This is a genomic window from Bradyrhizobium sp. Rc3b (genome assembly GCF_900114915.1).
In the GTDB taxonomy this organism is placed as follows: domain Bacteria; phylum Pseudomonadota; class Alphaproteobacteria; order Rhizobiales; family Xanthobacteraceae; genus Bradyrhizobium.
The window spans coordinates 88,905-113,205 of record NZ_FOUS01000017.1 but is presented as its reverse complement, the minus strand read 5'-3'; the positions used below and the strand labels follow the sequence as shown (position 1 = coordinate 113,205).

The 24,301-nt window shown below is 64.7% G+C and carries 16 protein-coding genes; 9 read left to right on the top strand and 7 right to left on the bottom strand.

The genetic code is table 11. From position 1 onward, the window contains the following. Positions 1-144: 144 nt before the first annotated feature. From BM190_RS32500 to BM190_RS32475, 6 genes are all read left to right on the top strand, one after another. A complete protein-coding gene (locus tag BM190_RS32500) occupies positions 145-1,797 on the top strand; it encodes an OFA family MFS transporter (RefSeq protein WP_028142275.1) in 1,653 nt (550 codons plus the stop codon). Between the two features lie 83 nt (positions 1,798-1,880). Then, positions 1,881-2,162, top strand: coding sequence for a hypothetical protein (locus BM190_RS32495; protein WP_092261698.1), 282 nt, complete (start codon positions 1,881-1,883; stop codon positions 2,160-2,162). Between the two features lie 284 nt (positions 2,163-2,446). Beyond that, positions 2,447-4,153 (top strand): NADH-ubiquinone oxidoreductase-F iron-sulfur binding region domain-containing protein, encoded by a 1,707-nt coding sequence (locus BM190_RS32490; RefSeq protein WP_092261697.1) that lies wholly within the window; start codon positions 2,447-2,449, stop codon positions 4,151-4,153. Then, positions 4,150-6,918 (top strand): formate dehydrogenase subunit alpha, encoded by a 2,769-nt coding sequence (gene fdhF / locus BM190_RS32485; RefSeq protein WP_018317020.1) that lies wholly within the window; start codon positions 4,150-4,152, stop codon positions 6,916-6,918. Before BM190_RS32490 ends, fdhF begins: the two co-directional genes overlap by 4 nt. Before the next feature lie 250 nt (positions 6,919-7,168). Beyond that, the gene (gene ybaK, locus BM190_RS32480; protein WP_018317021.1) at positions 7,169-7,642 is read left to right on the top strand and encodes a Cys-tRNA(Pro) deacylase; all 474 of its coding nucleotides are present in this window, start codon (positions 7,169-7,171) and stop codon (positions 7,640-7,642) included. An 18-nt stretch (positions 7,643-7,660) separates the two neighbouring features. Then, on the top strand, positions 7,661-8,746 hold the full coding sequence (locus BM190_RS32475) for a HupE/UreJ family protein (RefSeq protein WP_092261696.1): 1,086 nt from the start codon (positions 7,661-7,663) through the stop codon (positions 8,744-8,746). Positions 8,747-8,756: 10 nt separating this feature from the next. Here the strand turns inward: BM190_RS32475 and BM190_RS32470 are convergent, their stop codons facing one another. After that, positions 8,757-9,440, bottom strand: a complete 684-nt coding sequence (locus tag BM190_RS32470; protein ID WP_092261695.1) for a GntR family transcriptional regulator — start codon at positions 9,438-9,440, stop codon at positions 8,757-8,759. 153 nt (positions 9,441-9,593) lie between these two features. On the opposite strand from BM190_RS32470, the gene tcuA reads away from it, so the two are divergent. Together tcuA and tcuB are read left to right on the top strand one after the other, a co-directional pair. Beyond that, positions 9,594-10,985, top strand: a complete 1,392-nt coding sequence (gene tcuA, locus BM190_RS32465; protein WP_092261694.1) for an FAD-dependent tricarballylate dehydrogenase TcuA — start codon at positions 9,594-9,596, stop codon at positions 10,983-10,985. Next, a complete protein-coding gene (tcuB, locus tag BM190_RS32460; protein ID WP_092261693.1) occupies positions 10,972-12,072 on the top strand; it encodes a tricarballylate utilization 4Fe-4S protein TcuB in 1,101 nt (366 codons plus the stop codon). Before tcuA ends, tcuB begins: the two co-directional genes overlap by 14 nt. A gap of 4 nt (positions 12,073-12,076) precedes the next feature. On the opposite strand, the gene BM190_RS32455 is transcribed toward tcuB, so the two are convergent. Together BM190_RS32455 and BM190_RS32450 are read right to left on the bottom strand one after the other, a co-directional pair. Next, on the bottom strand, positions 12,077-12,751 hold the full coding sequence (locus tag BM190_RS32455; RefSeq protein ID WP_092261692.1) for an esterase/lipase family protein: 675 nt from the start codon (positions 12,749-12,751) through the stop codon (positions 12,077-12,079). Positions 12,752-12,756: 5 nt separating this feature from the next. After that, positions 12,757-16,161: an acyl-[ACP]--phospholipid O-acyltransferase gene (locus BM190_RS32450; protein ID WP_092261691.1), complete on the bottom strand. Its 3,405-nt coding sequence runs from the start codon at positions 16,159-16,161 to the stop codon at positions 12,757-12,759. Positions 16,162-16,812: 651 nt separating this feature from the next. Here BM190_RS32450 and BM190_RS32445 point away from each other — a divergent pair. Further along, on the top strand, positions 16,813-17,445 hold the full coding sequence (locus BM190_RS32445; RefSeq protein WP_026201775.1) for a TetR/AcrR family transcriptional regulator: 633 nt from the start codon (positions 16,813-16,815) through the stop codon (positions 17,443-17,445). A 13-nt stretch (positions 17,446-17,458) separates the two neighbouring features. Here the strand turns inward: BM190_RS32445 and BM190_RS32440 are convergent, their stop codons facing one another. From BM190_RS32440 to BM190_RS32425, 4 genes are all read right to left on the bottom strand, one after another. Next, entirely contained in the window at positions 17,459-20,062 is a 2,604-nt protein-coding gene (locus tag BM190_RS32440; protein WP_092261689.1) for an autotransporter outer membrane beta-barrel domain-containing protein, read from the bottom strand. Between the two features lie 356 nt (positions 20,063-20,418). Next, positions 20,419-21,732 carry a GGDEF domain-containing protein gene (locus BM190_RS32435; protein ID WP_092261688.1) on the bottom strand — a complete coding sequence of 438 codons (1,314 nt, stop codon included), beginning with the start codon at positions 21,730-21,732 and terminating at the stop codon, positions 20,419-20,421. A gap of 249 nt (positions 21,733-21,981) precedes the next feature. Continuing rightward, positions 21,982-23,286 carry a nicotinate phosphoribosyltransferase gene (gene pncB, locus BM190_RS32430; RefSeq protein WP_018317032.1) on the bottom strand — a complete coding sequence of 435 codons (1,305 nt, stop codon included), beginning with the start codon at positions 23,284-23,286 and terminating at the stop codon, positions 21,982-21,984. Between the two features lie 87 nt (positions 23,287-23,373). Next, positions 23,374-24,294, bottom strand: a complete 921-nt coding sequence (locus BM190_RS32425) for a LysR family transcriptional regulator (RefSeq protein WP_018317033.1) — start codon at positions 24,292-24,294, stop codon at positions 23,374-23,376. Between the last annotated feature and the right edge of the window lie 7 nt (positions 24,295-24,301).

Here is a 24,301-nt window from a genome sequence, read left to right as displayed (position 1 = left end):
TTGCCCGGCGCACAAGACGGATGCGCACCAGACGATTCCACTTCGGCATGAATGAAGTCCGACCTGTCATGCGCGGCTGAAAGCACGCACACGACCGGTCTCAAACCGATATGCCGGCAAGGCCGCGCTTGGGAGGGAATGCTTATGACAACTGCCGATACCGTTCTTGCACCGGTTGGTGCTTCCGGCTTCCTCGATCGTGAACGCACGATCGCGAAGGCCGGGTTCAATCGCTGGCTGGTGCCGCCGGCCGCGCTGTGCATCCATCTCTGCATCGGCATGGCCTACGGCTTCTCGGTGTTCTGGCTGCCGCTGTCGCGCTCGATCGGCATCACGCAGAGCAAGGCTTGCCCCGACATCTCGCTGTGGCAGGAGCTGTTCACCACGACCTGCGATTGGAAGGTCGCAAGCCTCGGCTGGATGTACACGCTGTTCTTCGTCCTGCTCGGCGTCTCTGCCGCGATTTGGGGCGGTTGGCTCGAGCGTGCCGGCCCGCGCAAGGCAGGTTTCGTTGCCGCGCTTTGCTGGGGCGGCGGCCTGCTGATCGGCGCCTTCGGCGTCTACGTCCATCAACTCTGGATCATGTGGCTCGGGGCCGGCGTCATCGGCGGCGTCGGGCTCGGCCTCGGCTATATCTCGCCGGTGTCGACGCTCATCAAATGGTTCCCCGATCGCCGCGGCATGGCGACGGGCATGGCCATCATGGGGTTTGGCGGTGGTGCGATGATCGGTGCGCCGCTCGCCAATCTGCTGATCAACTACTTCAAGACCGCAACGGATGTCGGCGTCTGGCAGACCTTCGTCGTGATGGGCGTGATCTATTTCATCTTCATGACGATCGGTGCCTTTTCGTATCGGGTGACGCCGCCCGGCTGGCAGCCTGATGGCTGGACGCCGCCAAGCGAGAAGAAGTCGATGATCACCGAGCACCATGTGCACCTCAACAACGCGCACAAGACGCCGCAATTCTGGCTGATCTGGTGGGTGCTCTGCTTGAACGTCTCGGCGGGTATCGGTGTGATCGGCATGGCCTCGCCCATGCTCCAGGAAATCTTCGCCGGCAAGTTGATCGGGCATCCGGAGCTGACGTTCAGCCAGCTTTCGGTCGAACAGAAGGCATCGATCGCGGCGATCGCCGCCGGCTTCGCCGGCCTGCTGTCGCTGTTCAATATCGGCGGCCGGTTCTTCTGGGCGTCGATGTCGGACCTCATGGGGCGCAAGAACACCTACTACACGTTCTTCATCCTCGGCATCGTGCTCTACGCGCTGGCGCCCACCTTCGCGGCGATGGGGTCGAAACTGCTGTTCGTGCTCGGATTCGGCATCATCCTGTCGATGTATGGCGGCGGCTTCGCGACGGTGCCGGCCTATCTTGCCGACATGTTCGGCACCCAGTTCGTCGGCGCCATCCATGGCCGGTTGCTGACGGCATGGTCGACTGCCGGCATCATCGGTCCGGTCGTGGTCAACTACATCCGCGAGTTCCAGCTCGCGGCCGGCGTGCCGCGTGATCAGCTCTACAACACGACGATGTACATCCTGTGTGCCATGCTGATCGCCGGTTTGATCTGCAACTACCTGATCAAGCCGGTCGATCCGAAGTGGAACATGAGCCACGAGGAGGTGGCCCGCCTGCAGGCGGCCAGTGCGAAGAGCGAGGCGTCGGTCCAGCACGGCTCGTTCGGCATCGGCAAGGGCGGTCTGGATGCCAATGCGGCGCTGTTCTGGGCCTTTGTCGGCGTGCCGCTGGCTTGGGGCGTCTGGAAGACGCTGGAGAGCGCGGTCAAGATCTTCTGATCGCACGTTCATCGCGGCGGGAGCGCACCATGGCGCTCCCGCCGCTCATTTCGACTGTTTCAAAACTTCCCTGGGGGAATTCGATGGTTCGTAAGCTCGTTTGTGCAGCCGCCGTGCTGCTCGTCGCCGGCGCCCTGCAATCCGTATCCGCACAAACCGCCGCGGCACCGGCTGTAACGCCGCCCGCCGCGACCGAGGCCAAGCCCGGCAAGATCAAGCTGACCGCGCAGAAGCTCAAGGACATGAAGGCCAAGTGGAGCGCCAACAAGCCGAAGCTTAAGGAGTGCCGCAAGGACGTGAAGGCCAAGGGCCTCGCGGGCGACGATCGCTGGTTCTATATCGAGGAGTGCATGGGCAAGAGCTGACCCGTCAGCATCGGGGCACGGAGAGGTCACCTGCAGCCTCGGAGCGGAGCTCGATACGATTTCGCTATCGCAGCATAGGAAGCCTTTATTGATCTCCAGACCAATTCAGGCTTCGTTCTATCGATTGGCGCGTTGGACGAACGCAAGGTCGTGTCCGGGCAGCGATCCAGGGTTGCCCTTGGGCTGCGCTTAACTGCTTCCGTGAGCATGATAATTTGCTTGGCATCTGGCATGCCAGGAGCTAGAACTGGAGTCGTTCTAAAAGACGAGATCGAGACGAATCGATGAGCCACGACGACGTGCACAAGGTCCGCCCGTTCGAGCATCCCGGTGAGGGACGCAAGCGCGCCAAGGCCACGCCCAAGGGGCGGCAGGTCGATCCCACCGCCGCGCACGAGATCGAGCAGCTGCTCGGCGACAGGCCGCGGCGGCGTGATCTCCTGATCGAATATCTGCACCTGATCCAGGACAGATATCATCAGATCTCGGCCGCGCATCTGGCCGCGCTCGCCGACGAGATGAAGCTCGCTTTCGCCGAAGTGTTCGAGACCGCGACGTTCTACGCGCATTTCGACGTGGTGAAGGAGGGCGAGCCGGATATCGCCCCGCTGACGATCCGCGTCTGTGACTCCCTGACCTGTGCGATGCTCGGCGGTGAGAAGCTGCTCGAGGATCTGCAAAGCGCAAGCGGCCCTGGCATCCGTGTGGTGCGCGCGCCCTGCGTCGGTCGTTGTGATACTGCGCCGGCAGCCGAGGTCGGGCACAATTTCGTCGATCATGCGACCGTCGCCAATGTGATGGCGGCGGCGAAGGTCGGCGACACTCACGCGCATCTGCCCAACTATATCGGCTACGAGGCCTACGTCGCGGGCGGCGGCTACAAGCTGCTGGGCCGCCTGCGCTCGGGCGAACTGTCGACCGACAATCTTTTGAAATCGCTCGACGATGCTTCGCTGCGCGGCCTTGGCGGCGCCGGCTTCCCGACGGGACGGAAATGGCGCGCCGTGCTCGGCGAGCCCGGCCCGCGGCTGATGGCGATCAACGGCGACGAGGGCGAGCCCGGCACGTTCAAGGACCGCGTCTATCTCGAAAGCGACCCGCATCGCTTCATCGAGGGCATGCTGATCGGCGCGCATGTGGTGCAGGCGAGCGATGTCTACATCTACCTGCGCGACGAATATCCGGCCTCGCGCGAGATTCTGGAGCGCGAGATCGCAAAGCTTCCGCCGGGCGGTCCGACGCTGCACATGCGCCGCGGCGCCGGCGCCTATATCTGCGGCGAGGAATCCTCACTGCTCGAAAGCATCGAGGGCAAGCGTGGCCTGCCCCGGCACAAGCCGCCTTATCCGTTCCAGGTCGGCCTGTTCGGCCTGCCGACGCTGATCAACAACATCGAGACGCTGTGGTGGGTGCGCGACATCGTCGAGAAGGGCGCTGATTGGTGGAAGGGCAATGGTCGCCACGAGCGTCATGGCCTGCGCAGCTTCTCGGTCTCGGGCCGAGTCAAGAATCCCGGCATGAAGCTCGCACCCGCGGGCATCACCGTGCGCGAGCTAATCGACGAATTCTGCGGCGGCATGGCCGATGGCCATCAGTTCTATGCGTACCTGCCGGGCGGCGCATCCGGCGGTATCCTGCCGGCGTCGATGGACGATATCCCGCTCGATTTCGGCACGCTGGAAAAATACGGCTGCTTCATCGGCTCTGCCGCGATCGTGATCCTGTCGCAAAAGGACAGCGTGCGCGCGGCGGCGTTGAACCTGATGAAATTCTTCGAGGACGAAAGCTGCGGCCAGTGCACGCCGTGCCGTGTCGGAACCCAGAAGGCGGCGCTGCTGATGCAGAAGCCGGTCTGGAACCGGGCTCTTCTGGAAGAATTGAGCCAGGCGATGCGCGATGCCTCGATTTGCGGGCTTGGACAGGCGGCATCGAATCCGCTGGCCACCGTGATCAAATATTTCCCTGACGAGTTCAAGGAAGCGGCCGAATGACCAAGATTACGTTTGAGCTCGACGGCAAGCAGGTCGAAGCCAATCCCGGCGAGACAATCTGGCAAGTCGCAAAACGCCAGGGCCGCGAGATCCCGCATCTGTGCTATTCGCCCGCGCCCGATTATCGGCCCGACGGCAATTGCCGCGCCTGCATGGTCGAGATCGAGGGCGAGCGCGTGCTGGCTGCGTCCTGCAAGCGCACGCCGTCGGTCGGCATGAAGGTGAAGTCGGAGTCCGCGCGCGCGGTGTCGGCGCAGAAGATGGTGATGGAGCTGCTCGTCGCCGACCAGCCGGCGCGCGAGACCAGCCACGATCCGGATTCGAAATTCTGGCACTGGGCCGAGACGACAGGCGTCACCGAGAGCCGCTTCCCCGCCGCCGAGCGCTGGGCAACCGACGCCAGCCATCCGGCGATGCGCGTCAACCTCGACGCCTGCATCCAGTGCGGCTTGTGCGTACGCGCCTGCCGCGAGGTCCAGGTCAACGACGTCATCGGCATGGCCTATCGCAACCATGGCTCGAAGATCGTGTTCGACTTCGACGATCCCATGGGCGAGTCCACCTGCGTCGCCTGCGGCGAATGCGTGCAGGCCTGCCCGACCGGCGCGTTGATGCCGGCCGTGATGCTCGACGAGAAGCAGACCCGTGTCACCTACGCCGACAAGAAGGTGGATTCGCTCTGCCCGTTCTGCGGCGTCGGCTGTCAGGTGACCTACGAGGTCAAGGACGAGAAGGTGATCTATGCCGAGGGCCGCGACGGCCCCGCCAATCGCAACCGTCTCTGTGTGAAGGGCCGTTTCGGCTTCGACTACATCCACCATCCGCATCGCCTGACCAAGCCGCTGGTGCGGCTGCCGAACGCGAAGAAGGATGCCAACGACCAGGTCGATCCCGCCAATCCCTTCACCCATTTCCGTGAAGCGAGCTGGGAGGAAGCGCTCGACATCGCCGCCAAGGGCCTCGTCAAGATCCGCGACGAGAAGGGTGTGAAGGCGCTGGCGGGCTTCGGCTCGGCCAAGGGCTCGAACGAAGAGGCCTATCTGTTCCAGAAGCTGGTGCGTACCGGCTTCGGCTCCAACAACGTCGACCATTGCACCCGACTGTGCCACGCCTCGTCGGTGGCGGCGCTGTTCGAAGGCCTAAGCTCGGGCGCGGTATCGGCGCCATTCTCGGCTGCGATGGATGCCGAAGTGATCATCGTGATCGGCGCCAACCCGACCGTGAACCATCCGGTCGCCGCGACCTTCATCAAGAATGCGGTCAAGCAGAACGGCGCAAAGCTGTTCGTGATGGATCCGCGCCGGCAGACGCTGTCGCGCCACGCGACCAAACACCTGCAGTTCAAGCCCGGCTCCGACGTCGCGATGCTGAACGCGATGATCCACACGATCATCACCGAAGGCCTGACCGACGACCAGTACATCGCCGGCTACACCGAAGGCTTCGAGGACCTCAAGGAGAAGATCAAGGAATTCGCGCCGGAGAAGATGGAAGCGATCTGCGGCATCCCGGCGCAAACCTTGCGCGAGGTTGCCCGGACATATGCCCGCGCAAAATCGTCGATCATCTTCTGGGGCATGGGCATCAGCCAGCATGTCCACGGCACCGACAATGCGCGCTGCCTGATTGCGCTGGCGCTGATCACCGGCCAGGTCGGCCGTCCTGGCACCGGCCTGCATCCGCTGCGCGGCCAGAACAACGTGCAGGGCGCCTCCGACGCCGGCCTGATCCCGATGTTCCTGCCGGACTATCAGCCGGTTGGTCGCGACGATCTGCGCGGCAGCTTCGAAAAGCTCTGGCAGCAGGATCTTGATCCCGTCCGCGGCCTGACCGTGGTCGAGATCATGAATGCGATCCACGCCGGCGAGATCACGGGCATGTATATCGAGGGTGAGAACCCCGCGATGTCCGATCCGGATCTGCAGCATGCGCGCCATGCGCTCGCCATGCTCGATCATCTCGTGGTGCAGGATCTCTTCGTCACCGAGACCGCATTCCATGCCGACGTCATCCTGCCGGCTTCGGCCTTCGCGGAGAAGGACGGCTCCTTCACCAATACCGATCGCCGCGTGCAGCTCGCCCGCCAGGTGATCAAGCCTCCGGGCGATGCGCGGCAGGATCTCTGGATCATCCAGGAGATCGGCAAGCGCATGGGCCTGCCCTGGAATTACGCCGGCCCGGGCGACGTCTTCACCGAGATGGCAGAGCTGATGCCGTCGCTGAAGAACATCACCTGGGAGCGGCTGGTGCGCGAAGGCGCGGTGACCTATCCGGTCGACGATCCCAACAAGCCCGGCAATGAGATCATCTTCACCACGGGCTTCCCGACCGCCAGCGGCCGCGGCAAGATCGTGCCGGCCAAGGTCATCCCGCCGGACGAGATCCCCGACGCCGAGTATCCGATGGTGCTGTCGACCGGTCGCGTGCTGGAGCACTGGCACACCGGTTCGATGACCCGCCGCGCCCAGGTGCTCGACCAGATCGAGCCGGAGGCGGTCGCCTTCATGTCGCCGAAGGACATGCGCAAGAAGAACCTTACACCGGGCGATTTCATTCGTCTGGAGACCCGCCGCGGCGCGGTCGAGGTCAAGGTCCGCTCGGACCGCGACGTGCCGGAGAACATGGTGTTCATGCCGTTCTGCTATGCGGAGGCGGCGGCGAACCTGCTGACCAATCCGGCGCTCGATCCGTTCGGCAAGATCCCGGAGTTCAAGTTCTGCGCGGCCCGGGCCGAGCGCGTGGAAATGCGGGACGCGGCGGAGTAGGGCACTGGCGTTAGTTGGCGGCTCAGTGCCGCCAATTTACCGGTGTCGTCCCGGCGAAAGCCAGGACCCATACCGCGTGATCCATCGATTGCAGACGGTCGCAGTACCGGACTGCGAGCCTTAGCCAAACTCTTCCCTGGGGTTATGGGTCCCCGCGTACGCGGGGACGACAACGGAGAGCGTGGCGGGGAATTGTACCCCTACATCGTCATCGCTTCGCTCCTCGCAATGACGGTGCTAAACGTGGCCCATGTCCAAGGTCACCCCCGCCACTCGCGCGCTCACGGCCGCCGGTGTTGCCTTCACCGTCCATGCCTACGACTATGATCCTGACGCCGAGAGCATTGGGCTGCAGGCGGCCGCCGCGCTCGGTGAAGACCCGGCACGTGTCCTCAAGACGCTGATGGCGCTGGTGGACGGCAAGCCGGTCTGTGTGGTCGTGCCGTCCGACCAGGAGGTCTCGATGAAGAAGCTCGCCGCAGCCGCGGGCGGCAAGTCGGCGCAGATGATGAAGCCGCCGGAGGCCGAGCGCGTCACCGGCTACAAGGTCGGCGGCATCAGCCCGTTCGGGCAGCGCAAGCCCATTCGCGCCGTGATCGAGCAGAGCGCGCTCGCGCATGATCTCGTCTATCTCAATGGCGGCCAGCGCGGGTTGCAGGTGCGGCTCAAGCCGGGCGACGTGAGGGACGTCGTGAAAGCGGTCGTCGCGGATGTGCTGGCGTGACGGCAATGGAGCGCGATCATGAGGCGGCCACCGCTACTGTGGTTCGCGATCTTGCTTGTGGTCTGCCCGTCGGCTGAGGCGCATCAGATCAATCTTGTGACCGCGCGCGTGGCCCTCACCGCCGGTCGCACTGTGAACGTCGAGATGGGATTGAAGGGCAGCGATGTCGATCGCCTGATCGGCACGAAGATCCATGATGCGGGGCAGGATGCGGTCGACCCGGTCGCGGTCGAAGCGGCCAAATCCGCAATCATCGATTATCTCGGCCGGCACCTGGCCGTCACAGGCGGCGGTACGGCTTGTTCGGCGGGCGATGCCGCGATCCTGCCTGATGGTGACGGTATCGTCTATCGCAACAGCTTTGCTTGCGCGGACGCAGCCGGCGACATCGTCTATCGCTCCACCGTGCTGACGGAGAAAGACAAGACCGCGCGACAGGTGGTGCTGATCGCGCAGGGCAGGTCCGAGGCGCAGGCCTTGCTCGATGCCGACAATACGACGGTGACGCTCTCGACGGCGCCGCCATCGCCGTTCTCGATCATGCAACGCTATTTGCTCACCGGCATCGAGCACATCTTTCTCGGTTACGATCACATCGCATTTCTGGTCGCGATCGTCTTGTGGGCGCGACGGCTCTTGCCGGTCGTCAAGATCGTGACCGCTTTCACCATCGCCCACTCCCTGACATTGTCGCTCGCGGCGCTGAATGTCCTGGTCATCCCGAGCCGCATCGTGGAGCCGGCGATCGCGGCCTCGATCGTGTTCGTGGCGGCCGAGAATTTCTTCTCGCGGGACGTCGACAAGCGCTGGCGCGTGGCTCTTCTGTTTGGTCTGATCCACGGCTTTGGCTTCGCCGGCGCTCTTCACGAGATCGGCCTGCCGCCGGATGCGATCGTCCCGGCGCTGGCCGCCTTCAACATCGGCGTCGAGATCGGGCAGATCGCGATCGTCGCGCTGATGGTGCCGATACTTGGCCTGTTGGACCGTGTGACTATGGTCGGGCCGGATGAGCCGGCACGCGCGACGAGACTGGTCTACTCGGTGTCCGCGGCGATTGGGCTGCTCGGTGGATATTGGCTGCTGACGCGCGTGCTCGAGGCGTGATCGGGCCGGCCTACTGCTTCTGTAACAGCTTCAGCCGGCAGCGCAGCGCCTCGCGGATGTGTGCGCGGGCAAGCTGCTCTGCTTTGTCGCCGTTGCGCGCGGCGATGGCGTTGATGATGGCCTGGTGCTCGCCATGGCTGGACGAGGGGCGGCCCGATACGGAGAAGGTGGTCGGGCCGAGCAGGGCGATCCAGTCCTGCAATTCCCGCGAAGCGTTGTCGAGATAGCGGTTGCGCGCGGCCCGGCATATGGCCTCGTGGAAGCTGCGATTGAGTCTTGCCATCTCGGCCGCGTCCGCTGCGGGAGCTTCGACAAAAGCCTGCTCGATATCCCGGAGCGCATCGACCTCGGGCGCCGAAGCGTGTTCAGCGGCAAGGCGCGCCGCGGCGCCTTCCATGATCTCGCGCATGGCGTAAAGCTCGAGAACCTCGGAGATGTCGAGATTGCGCACGATCAGCCCGCGGCCGCCGGCGGGCTCGACGAAGCCGCGCGCGGCGAGCCGGCCGAGCGCTTCGCGCACCGGGGTGCGGCTGACCTTGAGCCGCTGTGCGACCTCTTCCTCGCGCAGGCGATCTCCGGCGCGGTAGTTGCCGGCCTGGAGTGCTTCGCAGAGCGACCGGAATACGGCCTCGCCGAGCGCAATGCTGCCGCCGCGCGCGATTGATCCGCCTGTCTTTGCCGGGCGCCTCGCCATGTTCCCTCGACGCAAGGCGCATCCTGCCCATGCAGAGATGTCGCTTGCACAGGTTATGTATATCTTTGTATACAAAGGTACGCAATGGCGGTGCGGGTGACCGGTGCCGCCGGTGGATAGAATGTCTCCACTTCGTCGTATCGGACGGACGGCATGAGCAGCAAATACGACGTGCTGGTGATCGGCGGCGGCAACGCGGCGCTGTGCGCGGCGATTGCGGCACGGCGCGGTGGTGCGTCGGTGCTGGTGCTCGAAGGCGCGCCGAAGTTCTATCGCGGCGGCAATACCCGCCACACCCGCAACATGCGTTGCGCCCATGACGCCGCAACCGAAATCCTGACCGGTCCCTACACTGAGGACGAGTTCTGGGAGGACCTGCTGCGCGTCACCGGCGGGCAGACCGACGAGGTGCTCGCGCGCCACATGATCCGCGAATCCAAGGACATCCTGAACTGGATCGTGGAGCAGGGCGTGCGCTGGCAGCCCTCGCTCGGCGGCACGCTGAGCCTCGGCCGCACCAATTCCTTCTTCCTCGGCGGCGGCCGGGCGATGCTGAATGCGCTCTATCTCACCGCCGAGCGGCTCGGCGTCGAGGTCGAATACGACGCCGAGGTCACCGACCTCGTGATCGAAGACGGCATGTTCCTCGCCGCGCGCCTGAAACGGCCGATCAAGGGCGAGACCGAGATCCGCGCGACCTCGCTGGTCGCGGCGGCCGGCGGGTTCGAGGCCAACATCGAATGGCTGAAGCAATATTGGGGCGAGGCCGCCGACAATTTCCTGATCCGCGGCACGCCCTATAATCGTGGTTCGATCCTGAAGATGTTGCTCGACAAGGGCGTGCAGGAGGTCGGCGATCCCACCCAGTGCCATGCGGTCGCGATCGACGCCCGCGCGCCGAAATTCGACGGCGGCATCATCACACGTCATGACTCCGTGGTGTTCGGCATCGTCGTCAACAAGCACGCCCAGCGCTTCTACGATGAAGGCGAGGACATCTGGCCGAAGCGCTATGCGATCTGGGGCCGGTTGGTCGCGGCGCAGCCCGACCAGATCGCCTACATCATCTTCGACCCCACCGTGGTCACGAGCTTCATGCCGACGCTGTTTCCGCCGATCGCCGGACAGACCGTGGCCGAGCTCGCCGGCAAACTGGAGCTCGACCCGGCAGCGCTGGAAAAGACGATCGCCGAATTCAACGCCGCGGTGCTATCAGGCACCTTCGACCACACGATTCTGGATGATTGCCGCACCGAAGGCATCACGCCGCCCAAGACGCACTGGGCGCGCAAGATCGAGACGCCGCCTTATCTCGCCTATCCGGTGCGGCCCGGCATCACCTTCACCTATCTCGGCACGCGCGTGACCAAGGAGGCGCGGATGCTGATGGCTGACGGCAAGCCGTCAGGCAACATGTTCGCCGCCGGCGAGATCATGGCCGGCAACGTGCTCGGCAAAGGCTACGCAGCTGGCATGGGCATGACCATCGGCAGCGTGTTCGGGCGGATCGCGGGACGGGAAGCGGCAAAACATGCACGGAACTAGGATCCTGGACGAAGCCGACCGCCTGATGACGGTCTGCAATTCCTGCCGCTATTGCGAGGGGCTGTGCGCGGTATTTCCCGCCATGGAAATGCGCCGCGCCTTCTCGGACGGCGACCTCAACTATCTCGCCAATCTCTGCCATTCCTGCGGCGCCTGCTACGTCGATTGCCAGTTCTCGCCGCCGCACGAGTTCAACGTCAACGTTCCCCAGACGCTAGCGATTGCGCGCGCGGAATCCTATGCCGCTTATGCCTGGCCGAGGGCGCTGTCCGGCGCCTTCGCGCGCAACGGTCTGGTCATCAGCATCGTCGCTGCGCTCAGCATGGCAGTTTTCATCCTCGGCTTTGCCGCTTTGAATGACCGCAGCGTTCTGTTCGGCGTGCACAGCGGTCCTGGTGCGTTCTACAAGCTGATGCCGCACAACGCGATGGCCGCGCTGTTCAGCGCCGCATTCCTCTTTGCGATCCTCGCACTGATCATGAGCGTGCGCGCCTTCTGGCGCGACATCGGGCCGCCGATCGGCGGTCGCGCCGATGGGGGATCAATCTTCCGGGCGATACGCGATGCCGGCGAGCTGCGCTATCTCCATGGCGGGGGCGTCGGCTGCTACAACGAGGACGACAAGCCAACCGACCGGCGCAAGCTGTACCATCATCTGACGTTCTACGGCTTCATCCTGTGCTTTGCGGCGACATCGGTGGCCACACTCTATCACTACTTGCTTGCGCGCGAGGCGCCGTATCCTTGGTGGGATCTGCCCGTCGTGCTCGGCTCGCTCGGCGGCATCGGCCTTGTCGTCGGGCCAGTCGGGCTGTTCGTCGCGAAGCTGCGCAGGGCGCCGGAACTGCTCGACGAGAACCGCTACGGCATGGATGTCGGCTTCATCGCCATGCTGTTCCTGACCGGGCTCACCGGCATGGCGCTTCTGGTCCTGCGTGAGACCGCCGCAATGGGGCCATTGCTGGCGCTGCATCTCGGCGCGGTGTTCGCGCTGTTCGTCACCATGCCCTATGGCAAGTTCGTGCACGGCATCTACCGTTTCGCCGCGCTGGTGCGCTACGCGCAGGAGCGGCGGACTGCAGGGTGACCCGTTACTTCGGTTGAAAGCGGCCCTCGCGCAGGAAGGCGATGGTCTGCGCGATCGCGGCGGCGTGGCGCGGAAGCCCGGTATGCGACGTCTTCACGACGATATGGTCGGCCATGCCGGCCAGCCCCGTGCTTTGCACCGAGACCCGTCCGTCATTTGGCTTAGGCAGAACGAGCAGGCCGGCGACGGGATCGATGAAGCGGCTTCCGGCGATCACGCCGACCGGATAGTCGATGGCGGAGAGGGCATTCGGCGCGGTCGCAGGCGTGGTGGTGAGCTCGAGCCCGGCTGGCCCGTAGAATTTGCGATAGGGCAAAGATCCCCGCAGGAGATCGGCGACCTCGCTGCCGCTGTTCGGCGTGCCCAGCATCACGACGCGGCCAAGCCGGGCCGGCCGGTGTTTCGCGATATAAGCGCGCGCGACGAGCCCGCCCATCGAATGCGCGACGAAATGCAGCGGTGCGTCGCGCTCGGCGAAACGGGTGATCGCCGGGTGGATATCGTCCGCAAGCGCGGCGATCGGCTTGCTGCGGCTGGGATAGTCGATGTTGAGCGTTGCGAAGCTGGCCGCACGGAGCGCCTGCTCCAGCCTACTTAGGGATGCCGAGGTCCGCGCGATGCCGTGAAGCAGAACCACTCCCGGGCATCGCGCGTCGCCTGAATGAGGCGCCTCGTGCATCTGTCTTACGCCACCTCGCGCTCCGGCGCGGACGCCTGCTCGCGCGCCATCGTCGTCGCGGTGACGTAGTCGGTCTTGCCGGTGCCGAGCAGCGGCACCTTGTCGACCACCAAGATCGCCGCGGGAACGGTCAGTTCGGACGCGCCGATCGTCTTGGCCTGGCCCTGCATTGCGCTGCGCTCAGCGTTCTTCTCCGTCGTCAGCAGCACGATGCGCTCGCCCTTGCGCGGGTCGGGGATCGAGACGGCGACCGATGCGGCCTGCGGCCACAACGTCGCGGCGATGCTCTCGACCGCGGACAGCGAGACCATTTCGCCGGCAATCTTGGCAAAGCGCTTGGCACGGCCCTTGATGGTGATGAAGCCGGCGGCGTCGATCGCCACGATGTCGCCGGTGTCGTGCCAGCCCTCGGGAAGCTTTTCGAGCACGCCCGGATTTTCGGCCCTGAGGTAACCGAGCATCACGTTCGGCCCGCGCACCGAGAGGCGCCCGCCTTCCTCGATGCCGGGGACAGGATCCAGCCTGCTTTCCATCAGCGGCGAGAGGCGGCCGACGGTGCCGGGGCGGTTGGCCATCGGCGTGTTCATCGCCAGCACCGGCGCCGTCTCGGTGACGCCGTAGCCTTCGAGGATGCGGATGCCATAGCGCTCCATGAACACCTGCCGCGTGCGGTCCTTGACCGCCTCGGCGCCGGCGATCACGAGGCGCAGGGTGCGGAAGTCGTAGGCGTGCGCCGAGCGGGCGTAGCCGGTGAGGAACGTATCGGTGCCGAACAGGATCGTGGCGCCGGTCTGGTAGATCAGCTCGGGCACGATCCGGTAGTGCAGCGGCGAGGGGTACATGTAGATTGGAATGCCCCCGAGCAGCGGCATCATCATCCCGCCGGTCAGCCCGAACGAATGGAACACCGGCAGCACGTTGAACACCTTGTCATTGGCGTTGGCATCGACCCGCGCCAGCGCCTGCGCCGCGTTGGCGAGGATGTTGCGGTGGGACAGCACCACGCCCTTGGGCGTGCCTTCCGAACCCGACGTGAACAGCACGACGGCGGGGTCGCTGGCCTGGCGGGCGACGCGCGGCGCGGTGCCTGCGAGCAGGCCCTTGATCTTGTCGGCTGTCCCGATCGAGGAGCGGACGTCCTCGAGATAGACGACCCGGGCTTCCGCGGAGATCGCAGCCATCAGCTTGTCGAGTTTGCCTTTCTCGATGAAGGCCTTCGATGTCAGCACGGTCTTGACCTCTGCGGCCTTCATGGCCGCGAGGACGTTGACCGGGCCGGCCGAGAAGTTGAGCATCGCCGGGACCCGGCCGATGTTCTGCAGCGCCATGAAGACCACGGCGACGCCTGCGGAATTCGGCAACAGCACGCCGACATTCTCGCCCACGGCGGTGCCGGTCTCGAGCTTCCGGCTCAAGACCTGCGCGCCAAGGATCAGCTTGCGATAGGTCAGCTTGGTACCGAGCGCGTCCTCGATGATGACCTTGCCGGTGTCACGGTCGCGATAGGCGTGTCCGAGCGCTTCAAACAGGGTGTGATCGAGCATGGCGTTCTTGACCATCGCATCGATCATCACGTCCTGGAGTGCGGCGCCGGCGGCGTTGCGGCGCGCCTTGCCCTTCAGCGCCGGGTCGACCGGCAGCTTGATCGGCGGCAGGATGGTGACCGTCACACGCGGGAACCACGAACGCTTGATCTGGCTGGAGTTGAGATAGCTGAGATGCGAGCGCTGCGCGCCTTCGATGCGAACGGGTACGACCACCGCATCGGCCTTGTCCGCGATCATCGCGGTGCCGTCATAGACCTTCATCAGCGAGCCCGAGACGGTGATGCGTCCTTCCGGAAAGATCACCACCGGCTCGCCGGCGGCGACCAGCTTGATCAGGTCGCGCGCAGCCAGCGGCTTGCTCGGATCCATGGTGTAGTGCTTGACGACGCGCAGGAACGGCTTGGCCCACCAGGCCTTGGCGATGCCGGTGTCGACCGCGAAGCTCGCGTCGATCGGTAGCACGGCGTGGAGCAGCGGGCCATCGATCAGGCTGACATGGTTCGGGGCGATCAGCATGCGCGTGCCGGCAGGCGGCAGGTTCTCGAGGCCGCGAACCTCGGTGCGGAACAGTGCGCGGAACAGCAGTCCGCCGAAATCGCGCACGCCTTCCTTGCCCCATTTCGTCAGCACGAACCAGACTGCGCCGAAGCTGGCGACGCCGAGCCCGAAGAAGATCCAGCCGATGTGAAGGCCGGCCGCCTGCAGCAGCGCGACGAACAGCGAGCCGACCACCATGAAGGCGGCCTGCAGCACGTTGCCGGCGGCGATGATGCGGGCGCGCTCGGACGGTGCCGACCAGGCCTGGACCGCGGCAAAGGAGGGAACGACGAACAAGCCGCCGCCGAATGCGAAGGCGACGAAGTCGACGAGCATACGCAGGCCTGCGAACGAGGTCGCGAAGCCGGCCGCGGTGATGTCCTGCCCCTTGGCGGTCACGCCGATGGCCCAGGCGAGATCGAGGCCGGCAAACCCCATGATGATGGCGCCGATCGGCACCAGCGCGAGATTCGGGCGAACGTGGCTGAGGCTCGCGGCAAACAGCGAGCCGATGGCGATGCCGATCGCGAAGATCGCAAGGCACAGCGTCACCACGCCCTCGGTGCCGCCAACGACATCCTTGACCAGCGCCGGCAGCAGCGACAGCACGATCGCGCCGACCAGCCAGAACCAGGAGACGATCACCGTGCCGTCCCACAGCCGGTGGTCGGCATGCAACGTCCTAAGAAGGCTCACCGTCGAGGTCCAGGGATTGGCGTCGACGGGCAGATCGGGCGCCGACGGCGTCGTCTGCGGAATGCGGGAGGCGAAGGCCCATGACAGCAAGGCCAGCACGACCACGGCCGACGCGACCCAGCCCATATGCGCGGATCCCGCCACGAACTGGCCGCCGGCGACGGTGCCGAGCAGGATGGCCATGAAGGTCGCGCCTTCGACCAGCGCGTTGCCGGTCGCGAGCTCGCCGAGCTCGAGCTGATCCGGCAGCATGGCGTACTTTACGGGCCCGAATAGCGCGGCGATGGTGCCGAACAGGGCGAGCGCCGCGAACAGGAGCGGCACCGAGTGCAGGAAGAAGCCGGCGGCGGCAAAGCAAGCAGCGAAGATCTCGGCGAACTTGAGCCGCCTTGCGACGACGGATTTGACGTATTTGTCGGCGAGCTGGCCGCCGAGCCCGGACAGGATGAAATAGGGGAAGATGAAGACCGCGCCTGCCACCGTCACCAGCGCATCGCCGTGGCCGGTTGCGGCGCTGTAAAGCAGGATGATGACGAGCGCGTTCTTGAGCACGTTGTCATTGAGCGCCGAGAAGAATTGCGCCCAGAACAGTGGAGCAAAGCGGCGTGACGACATCAATTCCCTGATCATGACTAGTCCTGTTTTGGAAAGGCAGAATGAGGTTCGTTACGTTGTCTTTGAAGCGTCACGACCGGAAGGGGAGGGGACGAACGATTGCGGGCGCTGATGGCCGGCCTGCCTTGTCCCCTCGATCCCTCTGATCCTGTTGGTCTCCAAGCGGCGTCGTTAGGTTCGCAAAATATCTGGGCGCGCCTTACCGGGTATGCGCCGAGCGATGAGGAAAAGCTGAACCGCGTCACTGAAGTCTGGCGAGATCGGCCGCGAACATCGGGACATGGTGAGTCCTTCCTTGCAACCAGTTCTTGCATTCGAGACGACCTGCGTGTGCAGGTCGGGTGCGCCTCAGGTGAGATGGGCGAGGTGACGAAAGGGCGAGAGGCGGCGGAGCAGGCTGATCCGGCGGCCGTCCTGACGGGCACGCGCGCGGCTCGCCCGCCACATCCGGAAGGTCGCCCGGCGTTCTGTCAGCACGCCGGCAATGTCGCAGGCATTTGCGATGCGATCGATCGGCGTCATCGCGAACCGCAGCAGGGCGCGGCCAAGGCCGGTCACGAGGGCGGTGGCGTCGTCGACGAAGGTGGCGGCGATATCAACAGCGAGGGTTTGCATTTTGGTCGTCTCCAGGTTAATTTGAACAATGTTCACATGAGTAGCTCGAAAATGAACAATGTTCAAGAAGAATCGTTGCGGGATCAGAAAAAAAATCGGCGACGGCTCCAGATCCTGGAGATCGCGCGGGGGATTATCGCGACTAAAGGATTGAGATCGTTGAAGGTTCGGGACGTTGCCGAGGCCGCCGGCTGCTCCGTTGGCAGCGTCTACAACGAGTTCGGCGACTTCGACGGGGTCATCCTGACCGTCAATCGGGAGACCGTTCAGGCGCTCACGGCCCGGCTTCGCGGGGTTCCGGCCGAAGATCCCGTTCGCCAGCTCTACGGGCTTGCCGAGACCTATCTCGAATTCTTCGCGGAGCACGCCAATCTGCTGCGCTCGCTGTTCGAGCATCGGATGGAGGACGACCGTCCCTATCCCGACGACATCCTGCAGATGGTGATGGACGCTTTTGCGCTGATGCATCCGCCCCTGGTGCGGCTGCTACCGGATGCGGATGACGTGAAGATCGCGCTGTTGTCGCGCACCTTGTTTTCTGCCGTGCACGGAATCATCTCGCTCGGTCTCGAGGAGCGCATGGTGGCCGTGCCGCCGCAGATGCTGCGTCAGCAGATCGAACAGTTCGTCGACGCCCATCTCGCCGGCCTCGGCATTCTGCCGGTCGGCGCGCGGAAGTCTTGATCGGGCGCCGGTGCTACCAGGCGTATCGCAGGCTCGCGGTGCCGGAATAGGTGGTGCTGCGGGCCGCGAACTCGCCGTCGAACTTGGCCGACAACGCAACACCGTTCGAAAACTTCAGCTCGGCCCCGGCCGATGCAAGCGCGGGGTCCTTTGCCGGCGTCGCGCCTTGCACGATGAAGCTCGCGCCGGGCAGCGCCTGGAATGCGGCGACGAGCGTCGGATCGCTCACCCAATCATGGGCCCAGGCCGCGCGGCCGCGCAACGTCAGGACCGCGTTCGGTGCGACCAGTGTGGCGCGATCGAAGCGCGCGCCGAGTTCGCTGCGCGTGTCGGAGGCCGTACGCCCCCGATAGGTCAGGCCGAAGCCGCTGCCGGCCAAATCGGTCTCGGTATAAGTCGGCGTGCGAAACGCCTGCACCTGTGCTGCCGCATATGGCGTCAAGCCGCCGATCGGCGTCGCGAAGCGATAGCCACCCTCGATGCGGCCGCCGACGGTCTGCGCATCGAACTTCGCGGTCAGCTGGTTGCTGAACGGCGCCAGGCGGTCCGTCGACATCCAGTGATTGGCCACGGCGAGCGAGGCGGCGAAATAGGCAGGCCCGTTGCGGACCACGGTGTAGACGCCGGCCTGGATCGCCTCGCTCTTGCCGCCGCCGAGCGCCTGCGCGAGATCCCATCTGGTGCCGCCGCCGGAGAGCGCAAAGCCGACGATCGCGTCGCGGCTGAAATGATAGTCCGCACCGGCCGCGACGCCGCCTGCGCGCGCGCCGAGGTCGTGGCTGCCGATCACGATCGGATCGCCGCCGGTCTGGTTGGTGCCGCCGAACGCCGCGCCCCAGGCGGTCCAGCGCTCGGCAAAGGTCGGCGCCTTTGCCGTCGGCGCGCCCAATATCTTGTTGTAGGCGAGGGCGGCATCGTCCGGCATCGCGGCGCGATCGGTGTTGAAGCCGAGTGCGGCGTCGCCGGTGCCGACGTTCACGCCCCTGCGTCCGCTGACGAATGGATCGAGCATGAGGCCGAGGAACTGACTCGTGAACTGGAAAGCGCCCTGCTGGGCCCCGGTCGTCGCTTCTCCTGAAAGCTGATCCAGGCTGTAGCGGAGCTGCGCGTCGCTCTGGCCCGCGAAAGACGACAGGAAGGGCAGGTTCGGGCCGAATGCGCTCAGCGCGCCGGCCACTTCCTTCTGGTTCTGCGTCTGGGCGATCGAGAGGAAAGCGGCATTGTTGTAGTTGAGCGTCAGGAAGACGCTGAATCCGTCATAGCTGAGGGAGGACGCGAACAGCTGCGGATTGTATCCGCTGACAGTCACGCCAGAGAAACTACCGGTGAGGCCAGCCGTCGTGCTGAGGATGGTGTACTGCGTCGAGGGATTGTAGGCGCCGGCAATCGTGTTAACGGCGACGGTGCCGCCGGTCAGCGTCGCGCTCACGGCGGCAATCTTGTCTGATTGTCCGGCCGCGTTGACCGAGATTGCGTAGGTTGACCCTGACTGGAACGCCGCATTGCTGTTGACGACGAGTTGACCGAGATTTCCGGGCGCGACCCTGCCGCCGGACAGCACCGTGAGCGATCCGATCATGCCGCTGCCACTGAGCGTGCCGCCGCTCACCACAGTCCCGATGTTGGCCATCGTGCCGTTGACAATGAGGGTGCCGGCCTGGACGTTCATGGCGGCCGCGTCCATCGTGGTGCCCGTCAGCGTCCAGGTCGAACTGCCGGTCTTTTCCAGCATCTCGAAGTCCTTGAACTGGCCGGCCGCACCGAATGTGCCGAGGTCGAACGCCGCGTTGGCGGTTCCGCCCAGGCGCAACGTGTCCATTCCGCTACCACCCACGACCCAGCCCGTGATGTTCGATCCCGCGCGGAGCTCGAAGACGTCGTTGCCGCCCTTGAGGTCGACAGCCGTGCTGACAATGTTGTTGATGATCGTGCCGGCGTTGATGACGGTGTCCTGACTGTTAGAGCCGAAGATTGCGGTGCCCGAGGCATTCGATATCGTGCCGGCGTTGTTGATGGTGTTGCCGTCTGCCGCGCCGTTGAGCTCGATGGCCGCCGGGCCGTTGCCCTGGACGAGGCCGCTCGACAGGACATTCACTTGGTTGCTCGCGGAGCCGGCGAAGATGCCGATGCCAGAGGTTCCGGCAGCGCCGCTTCCAACCGTACCTCCGATCACGATGGTGTTGTTGCTCGAACCGGACAGACCAAGCCCCGTCGAGCCGAGGGCCGGTGACCCGGTTGCGGCACCCCCATCCACGGTAATTGTATTGTTGCCTCCGCCTGACACGATGATGCCGTCGCTGTTGGCTGGCGCGACCGATGCGTTGTTGAAGATCCTGATCGAGCTGTTGGATGCTGTTTGAAGCACAATGCCCGCAAAAGTGGGGTCATTCACTGAGGTCGCGGTGGTGCCGTCGCCGATGTTGATGGTGACGCCGTTGACCACGGGGAATGTCTTGATCTGGGTGTTATTCCCGACGCAGGTGATCGAATCACCCGATTGAAGCGTCGTCAGCGTGCCGGCTCCGGTCACCACACACACCGCTTGCGCCGGCGTGATGAACCACGGTAGCGAACCGCTTGCGGCGAGGGCGCCGATCGCGGTGCTCAGAAGTAGCATGCGCCGCCGGGGCGTGTTCGAGCGGACGATATTGCGCGGGGTTAGCAAACGATTCCAAGGCACTTCCAAACTCCTCCTGCGGCGCAACCCGTGGAATCGCGCCGCAAATATCGGGCAGTGCCATGCTTAGAGAAGGAGGCGCCGGCCATCGTGGCCCGGCGCGCAATGTGATGTGTGCGAATGCGAAGAGCGCCGCTTTTTCAAAGCCATGTGGCCGCGACGTCACAACTGCGCCGTATCACTGCACTGTCCGGCGCGCCAGAGTGGACCGAGACGTCATCGGGTCGGTCTGAGGCGAACTCAACCCGATCGCAATGTCGGCCGACCGTCGAATTGAAATGATGCGCGGGCGGCAATCAGCCTTGCGCGGCGGCGGCTTCGCGGTGCCAAGGCGCGACCACGACGACGTCCGGTCGCCCGCCATCGACCTGAACGCGGTTGCGTCCCTTTACTTTGGCGCGGTAGCAGGCCGCATCGGCGCGCCGCATTGCATCCTCGAGCGTGATGTTTCGATCCGCGATGCAGGCGACGCCGACGCTGGCGGTCACCGCAAAGCAGCGATGGTCCCAGGCGAAATTGAACAGCTCGAGCGATCGCCGCAGCCGTTCGGCGATGTCGACCGCGTTCGCAGGCGAGCACTGCGGCAGGATCAGGCCGAATTCGTCGCCGCCCAGCCGGGCCACCAGGTCACGCGGATGCCGGTCCTGTTGCAGGAGGCGGGAGACCTGGCAGAGCAGGCTGTCGCCGGCAAGGTGCCCGCAGCTGTCGTTGACGTTCTTGAACTGGTCGAGGTCGAGCAGGATCAGGCCCAGCGAACCCGCCGCGGCAACGTCCAGCTCGCTTTGCAGGCGCGCCTCGAAGGCGCGGCGGTTGGACAGGCCGGTCAGCCAGTCGTGCGATGCCTGCCACCCCAAGCGTTCCTTCTCGGCATGCAAGGCATCTTCGAAGGCCTGCCGCTGCAGCACCAAGCGCCTGGTGTGCCAGATCAGGAGCAGGATCAGCGCCGCGGCGGTGACGATATTGATGCCGGTCAGTGCCAGCTTGATGGCGCGGGAGCCTTCGCCGAGCACCGTGGAGAACCGTTTGGCATGCACCGTGAATTGGGCGTTGAGCTCGGAGAGCCGCGATGACAGGACTTGCAGGCGGTTCGTGTCCTGAATGGGTCCCTTCGCGAGCTCGGACCGGATGACCTCGCCGAACACGCTCAGCTCCAGCAGCATCGGATCGGTGGCAGCCCACTCGCGGATCGCGTCCTGAAGGAAGCTGACGCGGTTGAAGTAGCGAAACAGCCAGATCAGTCCCGGCACGTCGTCGGGATGGTTGCCGCCTTGCAGGAAGCCGATGCGGGCGGCCTCGACGTCGACCGGATCACGCTCGAGTGCCCAGCGCGCGAACTCGTCACCGATGGGAACGGCAAGCGAGGCCTGGTATTGCGTGAACTGGCTGGCATCGCCCGAATGCAAGTAGAGATTGAGGAAATAGACGGCGTTCTTCTGCGAGCGCGACCACATCGCTTCGCCCGCGACATAGGCGCGGACCGACGACATCACCTCGAGACTGAATCCCGCGATCGCCGCCTGGAGCACGACGACCATCACGAAAGGCGATACGAGCTTGATGACATGAAGGAAGCTGTGTCCCTTCGTCGACGTCGCTGTTCTGCGAAACACCCTGCGTTCCCCAAATCGCGCAATGACCCCCAGCGGAGCGCTGCGCCTGCAACGCCAAGTAGAGGATATGGTTGCTTAACTCGGCCTGAAAGGCGCGGGAGACTGCATCGCAGGGTGAAAGCGCTGTGAAGCCGATATGCGCAGATCGCTTCAAATGCCGGTAAATAGGACAAGGCGCCGCATCGACGAACGAATGCCTCGCATTCGTCGTGCGCGGTTTACCCGATCGAGAGAGTTTCGTCGGTGCCGTTAGACCAGCACCGGCTTGCGGACGCGGCCGGCGTCGCCGAACACGCGCAGATACCGCTCGATCTCCGAGGGCATGCCGGTCGCCTTCTCCGGATTGTCGGAGAGCTTGACGGCCGGATGGCCATCGACCGACGACACCTTGCAGACCAGCGAGATCGGATCGAGATTGAACGAGCCGTCCGGCGGGCAGCCGACGAAGTCGTTGGTGAGGTTGGTGCCCCAGCCGAAGGAGAGCCGCACCCGGCCGGCGAAGTGGTGATAGGTCTCCTCGATCGAGCCGACATCCATGGCATCCGAAAAGACGAGCAGCTTGTCCTTGGGATTGCGCCCCTTCCTTTCCCACCAGGCGACGATCTCCTCGCCGGCCTGGATCGGCGGCGCGCTGTCGGGGCGGAAGCCGGTCCAGTCCGCGACCCATTCCGGCGCATCGCGCAGGAAGGCCTTGGTGCCGAAGGCGTCGGGCAGCGCGATCAGCAAATTGCCGCCGTAAGTCTGGCGCCACTGGTCGAGAATGCGATAGGGCGCCCAGCGCAACTCCTCGTCGTCCCTGGCGAGTGCCGCGGCGACCATCGGCAGCTCATGCGCGTTGGTGCCGATGGCTTCGAGATCGTTGTCCATCGCGAGCAGCACGTTGGAGGTGCCGATGAAGGACGGACCCAGGCCTTCCTTCACCGCCTCCACACACCAGCGCTGCCAGAGGAAGCCGTGACGCCGACGTGTGCCGAAGTCGGACAGGCGCAGATTCTCCAGCTTGCGCAGCCGCTCCACCTTGGTCCACAGCTTGGCCTTGGCGCGGGCATAGAGCACGTCCAGCTCGAAGCGGCCGCGGCCCTTCGTCGCCGCGCGCGAGCGCAGCTCGTTGAGGATCGCGAGCGCCGGGATCTCCCACATCGTGGTGTGGGTCCACGGTCCGTGGAAATGCAATTCGTACTGGCCCTCGACCTTGCGCAGCTCATACTCGGGGAGGCGGAATTCGGCCAGCCAGCGGATGAAGTCCGCCGAGAACATGTGGGTCTTGCCGTAGAAGGTGTTACCAGCCAGCCAGATCAGCTCCTTCTTGGTGAAGCGGATGGTGCGGGCATGGTCGAGCTGGGCGCGCAGCTCGCCTTCGTCGATGATCTCGGCAAGCCGCACATGGCGCGAGCGGTTGATGACCGAGAAGGTCACCTGCTGATCCGGGTAGTCTTCCCGAATCATTTGCAACATCAATAGCTTGTAGAAGTCGGTATCAAGCAGGCTGCGGATGATGGGGTCCAGCCGCCAGCTGTGATTGTAGGTCCGGCTCGCAATATCGGTCACTGTCATGGGGGGATTTTAGCGCGGCGGCCCGCGCGCAACCAGTGGGTTTGGCGAGGGGTGGTCTTCCGAAAGGCGGTATCGGCGATCAGGCCTTCAAGCCTTGGCGGCCGTCGCTGCGACCGTCTCGAGCTGGCTCCTGACCCAACGATGAGCCGGATCTTTCTGATAGCGCTGGTGCCAGACCATGAACATCGGCAGCTCGGCCAGCGTCCGCGTGCGGGACGCCAGCGGAATCCGCGTTTGCGCGAAGCCGCGCATCACGCCGGATGCGAGCAGGCTCGGCATGCTCGCCAGCATCTGCGAGCCGCGCAGGAAGGACGGCACGCCGGAAAAGCTCGGCACCGAGATCGCGATGTCGCGGTGAAGACCGTTGGCCGCCAACCGGCGGTCGAAATCGAGCCTCTCATTGTCGGTATAGACGACGGTGATGTGGCGCGCGGCGAGATAGGTGCTGCGGCTGGCCGGCGCAGTACGCGCCTTGGCATCGAAATAACAGACGTAATGATCCCTCAGCAGGCGCTTCTGCACGATGTCGATGCCGGACGGCGGCAGCGGCGTGATCAGGAGATCGCAGCGGTTCTCACGCAGCATCGCGGGGGAGGGCGACTGCGAGGGGATCACGCGCAAATTCAGGCTCTTCACCTGGCCGGCGACATGATCGAAGAATCGGGGCAGCAGCAGATCGCGCTGGAAGTCATTGGCCGCGATCGTCAACGAAAGCTGCGCGCGCGGCGGCTCGAAGCTGACGCCGCCGGCAAAGCTTCGCATCTCGTCGATCAGTGCGCGCGCCTTTGCGGCCAACGCTTGCGCGTGCGCGGTTGCGACGATGCCGCGGCCGGACTTGGCGAACAGGGGATCGCCCGCGATCCGCCGCAGCTTGTTCAGGGCGTGGCTGACGGCGGATTGCGTCAGGCCGAGCCGTGTGGCGGCAGCCGTGACCGAGCCTTCCTCCAGCACCGCAAGGAACAGCTCGAGGGCGTGGCCGTCGAGGGCCAAATGATCGATTTCTTTCATGCAATAT